Origin of the sequence: Acinetobacter sp. NS-4, assembly GCF_037402435.1 — a bacterium.
Lineage (GTDB): Bacteria > Pseudomonadota > Gammaproteobacteria > Pseudomonadales > Moraxellaceae > Acinetobacter.
In genome coordinates this window covers 33,751-52,898 of sequence record NZ_JBBEUE010000013.1, presented here as the reverse complement: position 1 = coordinate 52,898, position 19,148 = coordinate 33,751, and the positions used below count along the sequence as shown (strand labels likewise).

At 40.6% G+C, this 19,148-nt stretch carries 19 protein-coding genes; 10 read left to right on the top strand and 9 right to left on the bottom strand.

Annotated features, from left to right (window positions below):
• The first annotated feature begins 46 nt into the window (after positions 1 to 46).
• The 4 genes from murI to WAE57_RS11170 all read left to right on the top strand — a co-directional run bounded on the left by murI (position 47) and on the right by WAE57_RS11170 (position 3,822).
• Positions 47 to 919, top strand: a complete 873-nt coding sequence (murI, locus tag WAE57_RS11185; protein WP_337710680.1) for a glutamate racemase — start codon at positions 47 to 49, stop codon at positions 917 to 919.
• A gap of 127 nt (positions 920 to 1,046) precedes the next feature.
• Positions 1,047 to 2,075, top strand: a complete 1,029-nt coding sequence (locus WAE57_RS11180) for a DUF4062 domain-containing protein (RefSeq protein WP_237787756.1) — start codon at positions 1,047 to 1,049, stop codon at positions 2,073 to 2,075.
• 67 nt (positions 2,076 to 2,142) lie between these two features.
• Positions 2,143 to 3,156: a ferrochelatase gene (gene hemH, locus WAE57_RS11175; protein WP_237787757.1), complete on the top strand. Its 1,014-nt coding sequence runs from the start codon at positions 2,143 to 2,145 to the stop codon at positions 3,154 to 3,156.
• 21 nt (positions 3,157 to 3,177) lie between these two features.
• Positions 3,178 to 3,822: an MBL fold metallo-hydrolase gene (locus WAE57_RS11170; protein WP_337710679.1), complete on the top strand. Its 645-nt coding sequence runs from the start codon at positions 3,178 to 3,180 to the stop codon at positions 3,820 to 3,822.
• 772 nt (positions 3,823 to 4,594) lie between these two features.
• On the opposite strand, the gene WAE57_RS11165 is transcribed toward WAE57_RS11170, so the two are convergent.
• Positions 4,595 to 4,780, bottom strand: coding sequence for a DNA gyrase inhibitor YacG (locus WAE57_RS11165; protein WP_086174058.1), 186 nt, complete (start codon positions 4,778 to 4,780; stop codon positions 4,595 to 4,597).
• A gap of 84 nt (positions 4,781 to 4,864) precedes the next feature.
• Between WAE57_RS11165 and WAE57_RS11160 the strand changes: the two genes are divergently transcribed.
• The 3 genes from WAE57_RS11160 (at position 4,865) to WAE57_RS11150 (ending at position 7,243) form a co-directional block, all read left to right on the top strand.
• Entirely contained in the window at positions 4,865 to 5,539 is a 675-nt protein-coding gene (locus WAE57_RS11160) for an SAM-dependent methyltransferase (protein WP_337710697.1), read from the top strand.
• A gap of 7 nt (positions 5,540 to 5,546) precedes the next feature.
• A complete protein-coding gene (locus WAE57_RS11155; protein WP_337710678.1) occupies positions 5,547 to 6,749 on the top strand; it encodes a TIGR03862 family flavoprotein in 1,203 nt (400 codons plus the stop codon).
• Between the two features lie 83 nt (positions 6,750 to 6,832).
• The gene (locus WAE57_RS11150) at positions 6,833 to 7,243 is read left to right on the top strand and encodes a GFA family protein (RefSeq protein WP_237787761.1); all 411 of its coding nucleotides are present in this window, start codon (positions 6,833 to 6,835) and stop codon (positions 7,241 to 7,243) included.
• A gap of 45 nt (positions 7,244 to 7,288) precedes the next feature.
• On the opposite strand, the gene WAE57_RS11145 is transcribed toward WAE57_RS11150, so the two are convergent.
• Positions 7,289 to 7,903 (bottom strand): hypothetical protein, encoded by a 615-nt coding sequence (locus WAE57_RS11145; RefSeq protein WP_337710677.1) that lies wholly within the window; start codon positions 7,901 to 7,903, stop codon positions 7,289 to 7,291.
• 10 nt (positions 7,904 to 7,913) lie between these two features.
• Positions 7,914 to 8,696 (bottom strand): class I SAM-dependent methyltransferase, encoded by a 783-nt coding sequence (locus tag WAE57_RS11140; protein WP_337710676.1) that lies wholly within the window; start codon positions 8,694 to 8,696, stop codon positions 7,914 to 7,916.
• A gap of 120 nt (positions 8,697 to 8,816) precedes the next feature.
• Here WAE57_RS11140 and WAE57_RS11135 point away from each other — a divergent pair, with 120 nt between their 5' ends.
• The 3 genes from WAE57_RS11135 to WAE57_RS11125 all read left to right on the top strand — a co-directional run bounded on the left by WAE57_RS11135 (position 8,817) and on the right by WAE57_RS11125 (position 11,504).
• A complete protein-coding gene (locus WAE57_RS11135; protein ID WP_337710675.1) occupies positions 8,817 to 10,097 on the top strand; it encodes a hypothetical protein in 1,281 nt (426 codons plus the stop codon).
• 143 nt (positions 10,098 to 10,240) lie between these two features.
• Complete coding sequence (locus WAE57_RS11130) at positions 10,241 to 10,438, top strand: hypothetical protein (protein WP_337710674.1); 198 nt, start codon at positions 10,241 to 10,243, stop codon at positions 10,436 to 10,438.
• 112 nt (positions 10,439 to 10,550) lie between these two features.
• The gene (locus tag WAE57_RS11125) at positions 10,551 to 11,504 is read left to right on the top strand and encodes a 2-hydroxyacid dehydrogenase (RefSeq protein ID WP_337710673.1); all 954 of its coding nucleotides are present in this window, start codon (positions 10,551 to 10,553) and stop codon (positions 11,502 to 11,504) included.
• Between the two features lie 85 nt (positions 11,505 to 11,589).
• On the opposite strand, the gene WAE57_RS11120 is transcribed toward WAE57_RS11125, so the two are convergent.
• The 6 genes from WAE57_RS11120 to glyQ form a co-directional block, all read right to left on the bottom strand.
• On the bottom strand, positions 11,590 to 12,054 hold the full coding sequence (locus tag WAE57_RS11120; RefSeq protein WP_337710672.1) for a hypothetical protein: 465 nt from the start codon (positions 12,052 to 12,054) through the stop codon (positions 11,590 to 11,592).
• Between the two features lie 204 nt (positions 12,055 to 12,258).
• Positions 12,259 to 12,615 carry a hypothetical protein gene (locus WAE57_RS11115; RefSeq protein WP_337710671.1) on the bottom strand — a complete coding sequence of 119 codons (357 nt, stop codon included), beginning with the start codon at positions 12,613 to 12,615 and terminating at the stop codon, positions 12,259 to 12,261.
• A gap of 356 nt (positions 12,616 to 12,971) precedes the next feature.
• Positions 12,972 to 13,361 carry a hypothetical protein gene (locus WAE57_RS11110; RefSeq protein ID WP_337710670.1) on the bottom strand — a complete coding sequence of 130 codons (390 nt, stop codon included), beginning with the start codon at positions 13,359 to 13,361 and terminating at the stop codon, positions 12,972 to 12,974.
• A 73-nt stretch (positions 13,362 to 13,434) separates the two neighbouring features.
• Complete coding sequence (locus WAE57_RS11105) at positions 13,435 to 15,876, bottom strand: P-loop NTPase fold protein (RefSeq protein WP_337710669.1); 2,442 nt, start codon at positions 15,874 to 15,876, stop codon at positions 13,435 to 13,437.
• 70 nt (positions 15,877 to 15,946) lie between these two features.
• Positions 15,947 to 18,016, bottom strand: coding sequence for a glycine--tRNA ligase subunit beta (gene glyS, locus WAE57_RS11100; protein WP_337710668.1), 2,070 nt, complete (start codon positions 18,014 to 18,016; stop codon positions 15,947 to 15,949).
• On the bottom strand, positions 18,016 to 19,005 hold the full coding sequence (gene glyQ, locus WAE57_RS11095) for a glycine--tRNA ligase subunit alpha (protein ID WP_237787772.1): 990 nt from the start codon (positions 19,003 to 19,005) through the stop codon (positions 18,016 to 18,018). The genes glyS and glyQ overlap by 1 nt, the downstream gene beginning before the upstream one ends.
• Positions 19,006 to 19,148 lie beyond the last annotated feature (143 nt).

Below are 19,148 nucleotides of genomic sequence, written 5' to 3'. Positions count from 1 at the left end.
TTTAAGCTTTGATCTTCCGATTTCTTGAACTGCTGAAAGTGGAACTATGACAGCCATTCATCCTATTTATCCTTTAATCGACCCAATGCCCAAGGCACAAGCTGATGCACCCATCGGGATTTTTGATTCTGGAATAGGCGGTTTGTCTATAGCGCAAGAAATTGCCAGACATTTGCCCAAAGAACGTATTGTTTATTATGCAGATACAGCCCATGTACCTTATGGGCCGCGTAAGGATCAGGAAATTCGTGAGCTTACCGCGCATGCCATTGAATGGCTGTATCGTCAGGGATGTAAAGTAGCAGTCGTAGCATGTAATACCGCTTCAGCATTTAGTCTGGATTATTTACGTGATCATTATGGAGAAAATTTTCCTATTATAGGTTTAGTACCTGCACTGAAACCGGCCGTTCTGCAAACTAAATCCAAAACTGTGGCTGTGCTTGCCACACCTGCAACCTTTCGTGGTCAGCTGATTAAAGACGTCATACAGCGTTTTGCTCTTCCCGCCAATGTGACGGTTATTCCTGTGACCTGTCTGGATCTGGTGCCTTTTGTAGAAAGTGGCGCACAGATGAGCGAGCCATGTTTAACCACCTTAAAAGAAATTTTGCAACCTGTGGTCGATCAGGGTGCCGATTATTTAGTTTTGGGTTGTACACATTATCCCTTCCTAAAACCTGCAATTCAGTCTATATTTGGTCATAAACTGACATTAATTGACTCTGGACTGGCAGTTGCGCGACAAACAGCCCGTATTTTGATCAAGAATCAATTATTATTTGAGCAAGATCAAAATAATGGCTTACGTATCGAGTGCTATGTCAGTGGCAATAATGCAGAAAATTTAAAAACTGTGCTGCAGTACCTGATTCAAGGGGATTTGACTTGGGATATTCGCAATATTGGTGTTGAATAAATAAACAAATGCAGCTAGTCTTTTGAAATATATTAAAAAATATTTATATTGGGGTTGTTGAACTATATCGTGACTGCTTAGCAATGTGACGGTCAGGATGTAACAGGCAATTGGAAGAGGATAACCAATGCTCGATAAGCGTTATCAGGTTTTTATTTCTACTTCTGGCAGTGAAATGCAGCCGGAACGGATCATTTTGGCTCAAACTTTAGTGGGCATGGGTTTCTTTTCTTGGGGATTAGAACAGCGCACGCCATTAAGTACAGCATTTGCACGTCGTCAGATTGATGATTGTGACTATGTGATACTACTTCTGGGCAGTCAATATGGTGAACAATCTGTTTCAGGTGTAGGTTATATGCATCTGGAATATATTTATGCAGTCACCAAACAGAAACCGATTATTGTGTTTATGCATGATGATCCTGCATCACGTGATGAATCTTTACATGATCAAAAGCCTGAATTACGTGAAAAATTTTTAGAATTCCGTAAATTATTACAGCAAGAAGTGGATCAGGTTTTTACTTACCGCAGCATCCGTGATTTGGAAATGGCAGTACGTTTGAACATGCCACAAATGCTGGAGCGCTATCCGGTATCGGGATGGGTTCGACCGCAGAACACTCAATCTTTACATGACGAGATTGATCAACTGAAAGCCAAAATCGAACAGCTTGAAACGGAAGTCGGAAAACGGGAAGTAGACCCTTTCCTGTCTTTACCTAAAGTTTCCATGAATGAACTGTTTTCATTTGAATATCGTATGCATGCCTACCAAGATGGTAATTTTAAAGAGCTGAAAATTGAGAAGAAACTGACTTGGGCCCAGTTACTTGCCATTTTGGGTAGCATGTTTAAAAATCCAACGCCAGAAGAATATTTTTCCAAATGCATCAATGACTATTTGAATGATACGGGGCTGGCCGATGCCCGGATGGAAATGCCACGTGCACATGCCGTTGCCCGTGCACAAATCAATATTCGTGCCTTACACAGCATTAAAATGCAAATGCGTCAAAATGACTGGATTATTCAGTCAGGCCGGGATGACCGTCAACGGATGCTCTGGCAATTAACCCTCAAAGGACAAAAGCTACTTGAGAGCAATTTGCTTGATAATGATCGTGTTTTTCAATTTAAATCTGCGTTTTAATCCATATAGAGAAAGTGCAGAAAGCTGTTAAAGTAAAGCAGTACATTTATATTGGAAAAGGGTTTTGATGTCTTCTGCACCTAAAACGAAAGTCACTATTATTTTGGCCAATTTGGGTACGCCAGACGAGCCCACGGCCCCTGCGGTACGTCGTTTTCTGAAACAATTTCTCTCTGACCAGCGTGTCATTGAAATCCCGAAGCCGATTTGGCAAATCATTTTACGTCTGTTTGTTCTGCCATTTCGCCCCAAACGTGTGGCCCATGCCTATGAAATGGTGTGGCAAAATGACTCTCCAATGCGTGAAGTGCTATTGAATCAAGTCATTGAAGTAAAAAAGGCATTAACGGGACAATATTCTGAATTTGACCTCAATGTAATTCCCGCCATGACCTATGGTAATCCCGGCATTCAGGCTGCATTAAGTCGCTTGTCACAGGATATGCCAGATCACCTGATTTTATTGCCTTTATTTCCGCAGTATTCAGCCACCTCAACCGCACCTTTATATGATGCGGTAGCAAAGTGGATTTTGACGCAACGTAATTTGCCGGGCCTGTCTATCATTCGGGATTATTATCAGCATCCCGCGTTTATTCAGGCTTTGGCACAAAGTGTCCGAGACTATCAGGCAGTCCATGGCCAGCCAGAAAAACTGTTAATGTCATTTCACGGGATTCCTCAGCCCTATGCAGATAAAGGCGACCCTTATGCCGATCGTTGCCGCGTGACTGCACAATTATTGGCACAAACTTTAGGTTTGAAAGAGGATCAATGGGCTATCAGTTTCCAATCACGTTTTGGAAAACAGGAGTGGATAAAACCCTATACCGATGCTTTACTTCAAGAATGGGGCGAGCAAGGGGTTAAATCCGTTCAGGTCATGAGTCCTGCCTTCTCTGCCGATTGTCTGGAAACTCTGGAAGAACTGGCAATTCAAAATGCCGAATTATTTAAATCGGTTGGTGGGCAAAGTTACAGTTATATTCCCGCCTTAAATGTCCGTGAAGATCATTTGCAATTGCTCAATCTTATGCTTCAGGCTAATCTTGATGGATTAAAGCAAACATTCGCTCACTAATTTCCCTGAGGTTTCACTATCATGCTGCAAGTCAAAATTGTTCCGGTCACGGCATTTCAGCAAAACTGTTCCATTATTTGGGATGCAGAAACCAAAGAAGCTATTTTGATTGATGCAGGCGGTGAGCCTGAAAAATTAAAAGCCGAGGTGGAAGCCTTGGGACTCAACGTGAAAGCCTTATGGTTAACCCATGGACATCTGGATCATGCCGGAGCAGTGGGTAATTTAAGTAAGCTCTGGAATGTTCCGGTGATCGGGCCGCATAAGGAAGATGCCTTTTGGCTCGATATGATTCAAGAAGTATCGGTACGTTATGGTTTCCCGATTCCAGAAAAAGTAGACGTGACTCAATGGCTTGAAGGCGGAGAAGTGTTAACGCTGGGACAGGAAGAGTTTGAAGTTCGTTTTGCCCCGGGTCATACGCCGGGTCATGTGATGTTCTATAATAAAAATTATGGCCTGTTGTGGACAGGGGATGTGTTGTTCAAGGGATCAATTGGGCGTACCGATTTTCCACGAGGCAACCATCAGCAATTATTAGATTCCATCCAGCGAGAATGTTTTAGTTTGCCCGATGAAACCCAGTTTATTTCAGGTCATGGTCCCTTAAGTACCATTGGTTTTGAAAAACAGCATAATCCTTTTGTAGCAGGTAAAGCGGGTTAATTTTTCCTGTAAGAGATTGATGAATTCATTTCATTAATCTCGGTGAAAGGGGCCACTGCGCAGCTGTTTTAATTCCAGTGCAATGATAATGGCTGCAAGCATGAATAAAATGCCAATCGAAATAATAATGCCATCGTGGATATACAAGCCGAAAATCAGACTCACTAGACTTGAGATGGCAAATATGAAAAATAGAAATTTTAAGCACCAAAGCCCCATCGAGATTTCCTTTTTTTAGTTTTTAGAATTTAAAGCTGTTCAGTGTTTAGTTATTAAATTTTTTATTAATTTTTTATAGTGTAATTGCAGGTTAAAAAATAAGCATTAGTTGTTTTTTTGTCAATAAGCTATATATAAAACAATGGGATTATTTTCCAAAATCGGTTTTTTTCAGACTTTTTTGATCTGGTATTGATAAAAATGAAAACAAATTTAATACAAAATGCTAGACAAAAAGATTTTTTTGTACTAAAAACGTTTAAAAAATCACATTATTAACAATTTTTTTTAATTTTTTCTTATTTTGAGAGTAACACATGAAATTATTAGTGATAAAAATAATCTTATTGATATTTAGCCTTTTGACATGTATCTGTTTAGGTTTTGGTTTTTATAGTCACGATATGTTCATTGAGGCGATTGGTATCCTTCTGATTTTGTGTATTATTCTTTTAGGTTTAGAATATAAGAAAATGCTTTCCAATCCCTTTGATGGAGGTTGATAATTAATCTTTATCAACCTGATGATAGTTTTTACGCAGATGGGACAAGATTAAAATTCATCTTGTTCGCCACTATTATCTGCCTGTGGTGCATCCTGAGTCGGCAGTTTATATTCATCACTGGCCCAGGCTCCCAGATCAATCATTTTGCAACGTTCTGAACAAAAAGGACGAAATTCATTGCCTTCCCAAGTCGTGGGTTTGCCACAGCGTGGACATGGAAAAGTACGGGGCATGTTATTCTCCGAAGAAAAATAAGGATTCAATTAGGCAAATACAGTCGCTCTTGCTAGACTTGAGCGGATTTTTGTTAGTTTGATCTGATTATGTCCATTCGTCAATTTCAAGCACAGCGTATGCATGCGCCCCGTGATTTTCACATGATTCGTCCAGATTCCGTTTGTGTGGAAATTGGTGCCGGTAAAGGTAAGCATGCCTTGCTGTTTTCAGCTCAACATCCTGAAAAAAAATTGATCGCCATTGAGCGCACACGTGAAAAATATCTGGCCATGCAAAAACAGCATGCCCTGGAAGGACAAACCAATTTACAGGCGATTCATGCCGATGCCATGCCCTGGATTGTGCATGCTTTATTGCCTGCTCAAGTGCAGCAGTTTTTTATTTTATATCCGAATCCGGAACCGCATAATCCGGCACAGCGCTGGTTAAACATGCCATTTTTTGAATTTTTACTGTCACGTTTACAGGTCGGCGGTACAGTCACGTTAGCCAGCAATATTCCTGAATATATCGCAGAAGCACAGCAGCAGTTAATCGAAGTCTGGAAATTACCTTTTGTTAAAGAAGTGATTCCAGGCACATCGGCACGTACCCATTTTGAAATTAAATATTTGCAGCGTGGGGAGTTGTGCCAGCAACTGATCATCAGCAAACCTGAAGGCTACAGCACACGTTTTGATGATTTCATGCCTTTACTGGGACAAAATCCGGTTCAAGCGGTCGAATCAGAAACTGCTGTGAAAGATGCTGAATGAGTGGGTTATGAAAAAGCGTGTTGCAATTATTGGAGCAGGTCCAGCAGGGTTGATGGCTGCAGAAGTCTTGAGCCAATACGGCTACGAGATTCATGTCTATGAACAAAAACCGTCTGCTGCACGCAAATTTTTGATGGCTGGTAAAACCGGACTGAATATTTCCCATGCCGAGCCTGTTGAGCAGTTTATTCAGCGTTATGATCAGGTGGAATGGCTGGCGCCTTGGGTAAAAAAATGGGATGCCCACTGGATTCAGCAATGGATGAAAGGTTTGGGGATTGAGTCCTATATAGGTTCGTCAGGCCGGGTGTTTCCGGTAGAAATGAAAGCCGCACCTTTACTTCGGGCCTGGCTCAAACGCCTGGCTGAACAAGGGATAAAATTTCATTATCGCCATCAATGCTTAAATTTAAATGGCGCAACCCTTAGCATCAAAAACTTGCTTAATCAGGATATTATCGAGCAAAGCTTTGATGCCATCATTATGGCTTGTGGAGCGGTATCGTGGTCGCAACTGGGCAGCGATGGAGCATGGCAGCAGTGGCTGTCTGCGCATGACATTGAAGCCTTTCAGGCCAGTAATGCCGGGGTGGAACATGCCTGGTCCAAGTTTATGCAGCCGGTATTTGGTCAGCCCTTAAAGCGTGTCGAAGCTTGGGTAGAGGGACAAACCAAAACCATGGGTGATATTGTGATTACCCATTATGGTCTGGAAAGCGGTTTGATCTATAAGCAGGGACGGGCACTACGTCAGCAGCAAAAAAATGGTCAGGCCATGCAACTGTGTCTGGATTTAATTCCCGAACAAAGCATGGAGCAATTGGCGAAAAAATTACAGCCGAGTAAAAAGCAATCGTTAAGCAATGTCTGGCGTAAGGCGGGATTAGATGCGGCTAAGGCCAATTTGCTGCGTGAACTGGTGGCGAAACATCTATGGAACGATCCGCTGGCTTTAGCCCAACAGATTAAACATCTGCCTATTGCTTTAACGGGTTTCCGTCCGATAGAAGAGGCGATTAGCTGTGCAGGTGGGGTGAAACGAGAGGTGTTGTCCGAGCAGTTGCAATTAAAGTCTAATCCGCATGTGTTTTGTTGTGGAGAAATGCTGGACTGGGATGCGCCGACCGGGGGTTATTTGCTCACTGCCTGTTTTGCTACAGGTCGTGCTGCAGGTGAGGGTGTGCATGCTTATCTGGTTGCACAAAAATAACAGTACATTATGGCACAGATTTTGAACTGTGATGGGAAGCATGCTAATTTGCATACTCAGTCATTATAAAAAAATGCATCGCTATGTCAGAAGCAAAACAATATACCGGAAGCTGTTTGTGTGGCGGTTTACGCTATGAAATTCGGGGTGAAATTGGCGACATCATAGAATGTCATTGCCAGCGCTGTCGTAAAGCCAATGGCAGCGCTTTTGCCAGCAATGCACCGATTCGAAAAGCCGATTTTAAAATTGTGCAAGGGGAACATTTACTGAAAAAGTTTCAGTCGACCGAAACCACGCAGCGCTGTTTCTGTGCCGATTGTGGCTCACCGATTATCAGTATTAAAACCGAAACGCCTGATCTGTATCGCCTGAGAATAGGCACGCTGGATACACCGCTGCAGCAAAAGCCGACCCAGCATATTTTTGTGGCGTCCAAAGCAGAGTGGGAGACCATCTGTGATGGCCTGCCACAATATGATGAGCGGCCGTAGTCATTGCGAAACCTGTGATTAAAAGACTTTTTTATGCACTCGATTCTAGTAGCTAGATTGAGTGGTTTCGGATTTAGCTACTTCAGCTTTTTTTGTTTCGGCTTTGTTCATTTGCGGATATTGAGATTGCCAGTGTTCCAGCTGTTCCTGAGCATGTAAAAATTCGCCCAGGTCTTTGACTTGATCTGCTGAATTTTTAATGGGTTCTGCTTTTTTATCTTTGTGCTCATCATAAAGTTTGGCTTGAGATTGCCAGTATTCGGCCATCAGACCTTGAATATAGCGTCCTTGTTCAGTTTTTAAATCCAGTTCTTTAAGCATGTATAAAGCCGAGCGGATGTTGTCGCGTTTACGGTTATGCGCAAATTCATCAGTCAGGGAACCTTGCTCCTCCATTTTGACCAGTTCGTCTTCCATCTGGTCACTCATTTGGGTAAAACGTTGGTCAAAGTCAGTCAGCAAGGCAATATCATGTGGGTCATCTGGAGTTTTTTTAAATTCTTTAACCGGTTCTGTAACCAGCTCCTGCATCACCTTATCTTCAGGCTGAATCTTATCGTCTTGAGATACGGTATCTTGATGACGATCACAGGCACTCAGCAATACACTTGAGCACAATAAAACAGGAAGACCAAAGTGTTTGAGTTGAAGTTTTATCATGATGGTTCCTTTATTTCTGATCGAGTGTTTTAAAGTCATAGGCATAGGTCACATAGGGGAATGCGATTTCATCTTGAGGATGCTTGCCTGTATACTCTAAAACGATCTGTTCAAATTCAGCTTTTAACTGCTGCTGTTCATGTGCTGACATGGCGGCAATAAAACTGGTAGAGAGCAGGCGTTTGGACACCACCTGTTCCACAGTGCCAACATGTTGCTGCTGAAACGTTTCGGTATTTTCTAATTGAAACAAGGCTTGCTGTTCAAAAACCTTTTTCCATTGACCGCTATGATAACGTGGCGTATTGCCTTCCAAAGGCTCAATACGGTCTGCCAGCGCTTTGACCCAGTCGACCTGAACATCGCGCTGATTCCAGATCAGTGCCAGATGTCCGGATGGTTTGAGCGCTTGATGAATTTGTGTTAATGATTCAAGATTGGCAAACCAGTGAAAGGATTGTGCGCAGACCACAGCATCTATACTATGGGCGGTTAAAGGCAGAGACTCACTCGATGCCTGTAGCGTTGAAATGTCAGGATAGGCTTGTTGCAATTGTGTCAGCATGGCCTGAATCGGCTCAATGGCAATGATGTGTGAGGTCAGCTGTTTTAAGTAAGGTAAGAATTTGCCAGTACCTGCACCCAGATCAACCACCTGCGAATGTTCACCCAGTTGGAGCTGATCACGTAGCCAATTGACGATGTCTTGTGGATAACTCGGACGAACTTGTTGATAAAGTTCAGCGGCAGAACTGAAGCCTTTTTGAGCAGCAGGATGAAGTGATTGTGTCATATTTTGCGCTTTTTAATCTTCATGGCATCTATAAAATACCATAGTCGCTTTTCGTAAATAGGCAAGGTGTCTATTTGTAGCATTGATTCTGATAAAGGGCCGATTTGCTTCGGTGTGGAAATGGATAAACACATTATTTTTGAAGACGAACAAATTCGTGCAATCTTTCTGAAAGGCTCATCGGATGAGCTAATTTTCTCTTTTGGCGACCTGATTACCCGGGCCAAAGGGCTGTCGATTAATGCCGAAAAATCCCTGCATAAATATGACTTTAATGTGATAGGCATTATGCCGAAGCAGAAATCCTGGTTTCCTGAAAGTTCGATGCGCGAGATGTTCGCCCAGATTCAGGAACTGATTGCGCCGTTTAAAACCCGGATTGGCTATGGCGGTTCCATGGGCGGGTATGCGGTCATCAAGTATTCCAACCTGCTGGATTTAAAGCGCGTAGTGGCGCTGGTGCCGCAGTATTCTATCAATCCTGAAGAAGTCGAAGACCCGCGCTATAACATGTTCTTTCATCCTGAACAGAATGCCCATATGCGCATTCAGCCCCAGGATGTTGCGGCTGAACGTGAGTATATCGTGGTCTATGACCCTTATTGTCCGGAAGACCGTGCGCATTATTTAAAACTTGAACAGGTGCTGCCAAAAATTCAGACCCTGAACCTGCCTTTTACCGGACATGATGCCATTGCGGTACTGGCCAGTTCAGAACTGCTGTATGACTTTTTATTGCATGAGTTTGATGCCAGCTATTTTTATCGCAAAATCCGTCAGGTGAAAAAGAACAGCAAGTTTTACTATCGTAAAGTCATTGAAAACCTGTTGCCTCGACACCGCAATGCCTTAGGTTCCATTCTGGTCAATAATGATTTGCAGCTGGACAGCCAGTTTTTTGATGCCAAGTTAAAAAACAATTTACTCAGGGAATTGCTGCGTAATAAACAGGTCAGTCAGCAAGATTTACTGAAACTGGGCATCCAGGTCAATTTGCCGCAAGAAAATCGCAGTCAGTTACTGGACTGTTTTGGTCATGGTCTGGTATTTAATGTGATTAGCCAGAAGATTGAAAGCTATGCGGCCAGCGCCATCGCCCTGAATCATAAATTTCTGATTCCGATCTTTGCCAAGGGTAGTGGACTGGTACACATTTCAATGAATGACGAACGTTTTATCGTGGCCATGAATGACCGGCAAGTGATGAAACTGTTCAGGGAACAGGAAACTTTGACCCTAGGCATGCATCCATTGGTGATTAAAAAGTATAGTGATTTCTACCTGCTCAGTTATAAGCATTTAAACTTGAGCAATAACGAATATGGTAGTCATGAGTTCGTGGAAGATGCTCCTGAAACTGCGCAATTTGTGACCCAGCCTGACCCGGTATCTGCCCTATAGCCTATCCTTCAGGGTTGAACATGTACCTCAATTTGTTTTAATTTTGATCACTTGCTTTATCTTTAAATCGGTCTAAGATAGAACGGTAAGGCAAGTTCTCATGACTCAAAATTAAACAATAAACAAATAACGGGTGCTTCAGGATGAAACGTGATTTTATACCGGCTGTACTTTTAACCCTCATCTCTATATCCATCCCTTGCTATGCTTTCGCAGACAGTCTAGATCCGACTTATATCATTATGGGCGGGGGAATGCTTGTAGTGTTTGCTCTGGCAATTTATGTATTTTATGAAATCTACAAGTCGATTCAGCTGCATATCAATAAACCCACTAAATAGTGGGTTTTGTATTTTTAAGCTCTAAATTTGGTTGAAAAAGAATATAAAACTGGCTTTTAATGTCTGGGCAATAATTTTTAGATATTCATCAAACTCAGCCAAGGAAAGCAGCATGAAAGCCGTATTTTTAGATTATGAATCACTGGATAAAAATGATCTGGATTTCAGTCAGCTTGAAGCTGGATTTGATGAGCTGGCGCTGTTTCCAACGACGACTCCGGCACAGCTGCTAGCGCGTGTGCAAGAGGCAGAGGTCATTATCAGTAATAAAGTCGTGGTTGATGCAGCGACCATGCAACAATGTCCTCATTTGAAACTGATTTTAATTTCCGCAACTGGCACCAATAATATTGATCTGGTTCAGGCAGCTAAGCAGGGCATTGTGGTCTGCAACTGTCAGGGTTATGGCACGGCGGCAGTGGCACAGCATACCTTAAGCTTGATGTTGGCCTTAGCAACTTCGTTAATTCAATATGATTGGGCAGTGAAACAGGGACAATGGAATAAGGCTTCGCAATTCTGTCTGCTGGATTTCCCGATTATTGAACTGGCCGGCAAAACCTTGGGCATTATAGGTTATGGTGAACTGGGGAAAGCGGTAGCCAAACTGGCTGAGGCTTTTGGTATGAAGGTTTTGGTTGGATCATTGCCGAGCCGTCCAACTGATGCCAGTCGTATTCCTTTTGCAGATTTATTGCCCCAAGTTGATTTCCTTAGTCTGCATTGTCCCTTAACTGACGATACCCGAGACCTGATAGATCACCAGGCCTTCGGGGCCATGAAATCGAGCGCATTTTTAATTAACTGTGCCCGCGGTGGAATCGTCAATGAAGCTGCGCTTGCCGATGCTTTACGCCAAGGCAAAATTGCAGGTGCTGCAACCGATGTGCTCACGGTTGAACCGCCTAAAGATGGTAATGTGCTTTTGGCTGACGATATTCCTAATCTGATTATTACCCCGCATAGTGCATGGGGCAGTGTAGATGCACGGCAACGTATTGTGCAGCAGATGGTGGAAAATGTAGAAGCCTTTAAAGCAGGACAAGCGATTCGACAGGTGAATTAAAAAATATAAAAATCAATAAAGCCTCTCCCTGACCGGGAGAAGCTTTATATTTTCAATACTGGTATTTATTTTGAGTCAAATGTATTTAACTGGTTGGTGTTTGCTGTGCAGGAACCGACTGCTGATCTGTTGAAGACTCGCTTAGCGGACGAGAAACAATCGGTGCAGGCTGGTCATTTGGACTGCCAATAATATTATCTTTGGTTTGATTCAGCTTTCTGTTCACTGTTGTTGCAGCTCGCTCGGTTTTTTCTTTGGCTATTTCTGATTTTTCAGTAGCAAAATCCTTGGTTTCTTCCCAGGCATTTTCTACTTTAGGTTTGACTTTGGCGATGCCTTTTTGTACCCCATAATCGACTTTTTCCGCCGTATGCTGAACCTTCTGCTGTGCCTTATGGCCTAGCACTTTAAAGATATTGGGATTATCACCATAGGGTGCTGGTTGAGTATGAGTTGAAGTATTGGCTGGAGCGGTTGTGGCTGTTTGAGCCCAAAGGGGAGTAGAGGCCAAAATTGCACTGGTTATTAATACCGTTTTCATCATTTTCATTGTGGGTTTTATTCCTGTTTTAGCGATGACTTCAATTCGTTTCAATATGATCTATTTGATTTTATTCTAAGGGTGAATTTGGCTTAAAATGTGAAATGTGGCGAAATTAATACAGATTCATTACATTTGAGATATATCTACAATTCATCCAGCAAGAAAAAAGCCCATAGAGATGGGCTTTTTCAAGAGAGCTGAGCTATGGATTTACTCTTCCTCATTGCTTGGTGTTTCGACCGTAAGTCCTGAATGCATTTTCCCTGAGTAAGTATCCAGCTCTGCATGGGTTTTACCATTAATATCCATATTGCTTGGGTGTGAATTGTTGCTGTTTTTGCGTTGTTGGGCGTTTTTACTGGCAAAGTTTTGAGTATTCTCTCGGGAGTTTTTGCTCGCAGTCCGAGTTTTATTGATCCCTTTTTTAACGCTATCCACTTTGTCAGCAGTATTTTGATCACTGGGTTGGGCTTTTAGCTCTGAAGTCGCTTTGGTGCTAGGGTTGGCCAAAAGGGAAGTACAAGCTAAAAGTGTAGTGCTCATCACTATTGTTCTGATTGTTTTCATAGCTCGATTTATCCTTACAATAAAACTCGAGTGTTTACCGAGTTATAAAATCATTATCTTAATCGGTTAAACCTTAAAATTTGGAATTTAAGAATAAATTCCAACGTTTTAGCAACATCGAATTAACAATTTGGACAAATATGTGAATGTGATTTTCAGCTATCTTTTTTTAGTTTTTGAATTTTAATTTTTTTTTCAAAAATCAGGATTTAGCTTGGATACAAAGTATTGATATGTAACATTTTAAGGAAAATAACGATAAACGGTATTTGAATAGAAATAAAACTAATGAAGGCTTTGTATTGAAGGGGTAGAAGAATCACCGAGTCGAAGTAGAATCAGTGATTCTGGATGGATTAGTTACATTGTGCTAAAGCATCTTTATGAAAATAATGACGTAGTGCAAGGAAGTTTTTTTGCACAGCTGCATCGTTCAGGTCAAAGTTAGTGGCTGCACTTGTACCATCTGTAGCAAATACGGTTGAGCCGCCAGTAATTAAGGTATTGCCCTTAAATGACCAGTGTTCTATGGCTTTGCCAGCTTGCAGGTTGCCGGTAAATTCGATCATGCATTTGTTGGTAAATTTGGTCAGTTTGGCTTTGTTGTCGGTAGTGTCTGGATAGACTTCCAGATTCTGAACTTCTTGTAATACACCCGTTTCAAGTGTTGGAATAGTTGGAGCAGTTGTACACGCCGTAATAGCAATACCCGCAAGAGCAGTCAAAATAAGCGTTTTAAATTTCATATGATTCTTTCTTGTTGAGTGTTGTTAGTTTGAGTATAGGTGGTTAATGGATGATTAGATATATCTTTTCAATTTAAGATTTTGAATAATTTCGTCGAGCACTTTGTAAGGCATAATCACAATTCGAAAGAAAATCTACTTTCTGTTCTCGTAGAGGATGAGTTAACCAAATAGGATCTAATTTGCGATGATTAGCTTCTGTCAATAATGGTTCATATAAACTTTCCATATAATCATAGAAACATTTAGCACGCTCAATTCTTAACTCGAGTTTATGAATAATATCTCGTTCACTTGCTATTTTTGTACTTAAGTATTTCATATTATCCCAAACTTCTTTATTTGATATAAAAGTATCCATTAAAATATTTTCTATAAATGTTAAATCACCTAGTAAACTTTTAATAACATGCCCACCTAACCGACTTGGATAAAAGCTACTAGTCATATCTGCATTTTTATGCGATTTAGTATGGATAAAACGAAGGGAACATAAGCTTGTTAAAACTAAAAGAGTGATTTCCTCTTTAAATCCGATTTTAGTTAAATTATAAGCAATGTCACTAGCTGTAATAAATTCAGACCCTGTAATAGAATGTTGTTTAACTAATGCAGCTAATATAAAAAGTCTTAATAATTCACTATTATTTTGATTAAGTTTAGAATCAAGCGGATTACCTATCACAGAATAATTTTCATCATACACTGATCTGTTACCAAGTAAAATTGATCGAAAAGCTTCATGAACCGGCAATCTGTATTCTTTTCCACTTTGATAGAAATTAATAGCTTTTCCTGGATCTGTATAGCCGTTTGATAGAAACTCTCGGGTCATCCTTAATGCTAAACGTACATCATGATTTGATAAAACATCTATACGAGTACCTATCTCAGTACCTAAAACAGAGCTTTTAGTAAGACGTATGAAATCTGCTAGATTATTGACTTCGAAAGAAGCTCCGTTTATTGCCTGAAATGATCCTTTTTTCTTCTCTAAAAGTTGTTCTGTTAAACTGAATCTTTTAGATATCACCGAGGGAATTGGTGGTGGTTCTATTAAGATGGGATCAAAATCAAAAGCATCAAAAGTAGGAGAACTTCTATGGTTTACATAAGTGGACTCACGCATTGCAATAATTAAATTAATATTGAGCTTTCCTGCAAAAGCAATTGAATCAGAAAAAATTTCTGATTGTATGGAGTCAGATTCGAATTGATCAACATTATCAATTACAACAAATATCGGAGAAATTTGAGTATAGTACTTTAGAATTTTATCTATATAAGAAATTTTATTTTCATAGTCTGAATATATTTTTTCGGCAATTTTTTCTTGAAGCTTTTCAGGTGATTTTGATATTAAAAAAAGAGGACCTTTTTTTAAACTATCTATTTCTTGTTGATATGCTTTACTTACGACTTTTTCATAATCGTTTAAAATATGATTTTCAGTATTTGTAATTATATGAAAAATATTATTATAAATGAAATCTAAAGGAACTTGGTTTTGAGAAAAGTTCCTAAAATCAATTTTTATCCATTGAGGAGGATTCGGTAAATTTTCATTAAAAAAATCTTTTGCAGAAATTTTATGTGTATATTCTATAAATGTAGTTTTTCCAGAACCAACACTACCTAATATAAGTATTGCTAATGGTCGATTTAAATTAGTAGAAGTTTTGATTTTTTCTTTAAAACTTTTCGATTCTTTAGAACGCATTGGTCGTAAAGTTTTAGAAAATAAAGACTCTTTTTTTTGTAAATGCATTTGTATTTTTTGATCAAATTTTTGTCGATCGTTAGTTGATACATAGCATTTTTCTAATAATTCAGGATTATCATTAATTAAAGAATCGGAAAATGCAACAGTTACTTCTTTATCTATTAAATGGAAAACAGGGTTAGTTTGATTAGTGGTTCCTGTAAAAATTTTATTTAATCGTCTTATTTCAATTTGATCTATGCTTCTTCCTATTATTTCTACCTTAAGATTTTCTTCAATAAAACCTTCTCTTGATAATAATTTATAAAAATAATCGAATCGGTTTTTTAATATATCATCTATACTATGAAAAATAATCGCCGATGATTCAGCAAAGCTAACATTATCTATTCTCGATGCTGGAAAAATTATCCATTGATCACCGTTAGTTACGATAGCAAAAGGTATTCCTAGTTTTCTGCAATAATCTCTAGCTTGGATAATTGCCTCACCAACTTCATCTTTTACTAACGCTGAGTTTAATTTTGATAATGTATTTTGTGGAAGTTTAAAATTTACATTTATTCTTTTTGCTTCAAGAAGAATAGAGCTATTTGCATTTTTTATAATGTAATCTGCATATTTAGTTTTGCCATCTTCCTGAACTTTCTCCTCATAGGAAATATCTAGCACATCCCATCCTAGAACTTTTTCTAAAATTTGATCTATGATTTTTCTACGAGTTTCGGCTTCATTGCTACAATTAGCTTTTAATAAATCTACACTCTTTTTTATTTCATCTTTAATGTTCATTTTGTATTTAAAAAAAACCTATTATTTAAAAAGATAATAGGTTTTTTAAATAAATACAAGCAATTAAGGCTTAATGTTGAAGCACCGAAATATCAGCCACTTTCGTAAATAACTCACGAAGCTGAGCAAGCATACGCAAACGGTTTGCTTTTAGGTCAGCATCATCAGCCATCACCATCACGCCATCAAAGAACGCATCTACAGGCGCACGCAAGGCAGCTAGCGCAGACAATGCAGCAGTGTAGTCTTTAGCAGCAAACAATGGCTCAACCACTGGCGTAATTTTCGCAAGTTCAGCGAATAATGCTTTTTCAGCATCTTCTACCAGGTTCGCTTCAACCACAGCACCTGTAGGCTCTGCTTCTTTAGCCAAGATATTCGCAACACGTTTGTTAGCAGCCGCTAGCGCAGCAGCTTCAGGCAAGTCACGGAAATGGTTTACTGCATTTACACGTTTGTCAAAATCAAGCGGAGATTTTGGTGACAATGCTTGAACAGCTTGAATCACGTCAACCGCAACGCCTTGGTCTTCGTATTTCGCACGGTAACGACCTTCAAGGAATGCAACTGCATCTGCCAAAGTCTTATCGTGATCTTTCAATACATCGCCATACGCAGCCAAAGCAAGCTTGATTAAATCTTCAATAGAAACGTCAAGGTTGTTTTCAGTCACTAAACGAAGGATACCAATTGCAGAACGACGAAGTGCAAACGGGTCTTTAGAACCTGTAGGCGCTTGACCAATACCGAAAATACCAGTCAAGGTATCTAAACGGTCGGCAAGGGCAATCGTTGTACCTGTTTTGGTTTTCGGTAAAACATCACCTGCGAATTTAGGTAAGTATTGCTCACCTAAAGATTCAGCCACTTCATCATTTTCGCCTTCAATGCGTGCGTAATAAGTACCTGCAATACCTTGAAGTTCCGGGAATTCACCAACCAGTTCAGACGTTAAGTCGCATTTTGCAAGAAGGGCAGCTTTTTCAGCATCTGCTGCGTTTGCACCTGTAATTGGCGCAAGCGCAATAGCCAATTTTGCAATACGTTCAGACTTGTTCCACAAAGTACCCAGTTCAGCTTGGAATACCATGTTAGCCAGTTTTTCTTTGCGTGATGCCAGCGGTTGCTTCTGGTCTTGCAGGAAGAAGAATTCAGCATCCGACAAACGCGGACGAACCACTTTCTCGTTACCTTCAATAATTTGGGTCGGATCTTTCGACTCAATATTGGAAACGGTAATGAAGTACGGTTGCAGTTTATTGTCAGCATTGACCAAACAGAAATACTTCTGGTTGTCCTGCATGGTAGTGATGAGTGCTTCTTGAGGCACCGCAAGGAAACGTTCTTCGAAGCTTGCACGTAACGCAACAGGCCATTCCACCAGTGCAGTCACTTCGTCACGAAGGTCACTTGGTACAATGGCAATCGCATTGACTTCATCAGCCAAAGCTTTCACTTGCTGGTCGATGATGGCTTGACGCTCTTCAAAAGACGCTACCACATGTGCTGCTTTTAATTTAGCAAGATATTCATCAGCATTCGCCAGTGTGATCGCTTCAGGCGCGTGGAAACGGTGACCATATGTCACGTTACCTGCTTTGTGATCCTGAATAGTCGCATCAATCACATCGTTGTCTTTTAACAACACTACCCATTTTACCGGACGTACGAATTCGGTACGGCTGGCCGCAGAACGCATACGTTTTGCAATTGGCAGGTTGTCTAAAGCAGCTTGTAAAATTTGTGGTAAAAGTACGTCTAGGCTTTGACCTTTCACGTCTTTTAAATAGCACACTTTTTCAACTTTACCGGCCTGGAAAGTTGATACTTGATCAACAGTGATGCCTTGACCGCGCATAAAGCCCTCTAACGCTTTAGTCGGGTTACCTTCAGCATCAAACGCTGCTTGTTTTGCAGGGCCGTCAAAACGTTTTTGCGTATCGGCTTGCGCGCCTTCCACATTGACAATTTTCAATGCCAAACGGCGTGGTGCTGCATAAGCTTCAATTGAGTCGAAAGCCAGACCCGCATCTTTTAAGCCTTTTTCAGTTTCTGCCTGAAGAGCATCACGTAATTTTTTTAAGCTTTTTGGAGGAAGTTCTTCACAGCCAAGTTCAAATAAAACAGTATGTTTAGACATTATTTGTTCTCCGCTGCTTTTTCTGCTTGAGCTGCTTCTGCTTCAACTTGTGCTTTTAACTGCGCTAATACTTCGTCACGTAAATGTGGTTCTGCCATTGGGAAACCCAGTTTCGCACGTGCTGCTACATAGCTTGTTGCAATTGAACGTGCCAAAGTACGGACACGCAAAATATAACGCTGACGTTCAGTCACAGAAATTGCACCGCGAGCATCCAGCAAGTTAAAGCTATGCGATGCTTTAATGACTTGTTCATATGCAGGAAGTGGAAGTTCAGCTTCGATTAAACGTGTTGCTTCAGCTTCGTAGAAATCGAACAGTTCAAACATTTTTTCAACGTTGGCGTATTCAAAGTTATAAGTCGATTGTTCTACTTCGTTCTGATGGAATACATCGCCATAGGTTACTGTACCGAACTGACCTTTGGTCCAAACCAGATCGTAAACTGAATCTACACCTTGCAAGTACATTGCAAGACGTTCAAGACCGTAAGTGATTTCACCTGTTACTGGGTAACATTCAACACCACCAACTTGCTGGAAGTAAGTGAACTGAGTCACTTCCATACCGTTAAGCCAAACTTCCCAACCTAAGCCCCAAGCGCCAAGTGTTGGTGATTCCCAGTTATCTTCAACAAAACGGATGTCGTGAGTCAGGGTATCAATACCAATGGCTTCTAAGGAATCGAGATAAAGCTGCTGGATATTGTCTGGGTTTGGCTTAAGCACCACCTGAAACTGATAGTAGTGTTGTAAACGGTTCGGGTTTTCACCATAACGGCCATCTTTAGGACGACGTGAAGGTTGTACGTAAGCCGCGTTCCAAGTTTCTGGCCCTAAAGCACGAAGGAAAGTTGCAGTGTGGAATGTCCCTGCACCCATTTCCATATCGTAAGGTTGTAACACTACACAACCTTGTTCAGCCCAGTAGTTTTGTAAGGCAAGAATTAAGCCTTGAAATGTATCAATATGCGATATGGCGCGACTCATGTAGCATCCATTAAAATTAGAGAAAAATTGGCTCTAAGTATAAGGATTTTGTCGGGGAGTGGCAAAGATTTCAGGATAAGAATTAGGCTGTTTAAAAATGATTCACAAATTTATTGATAAATATAAGATGTAAAATAAATACA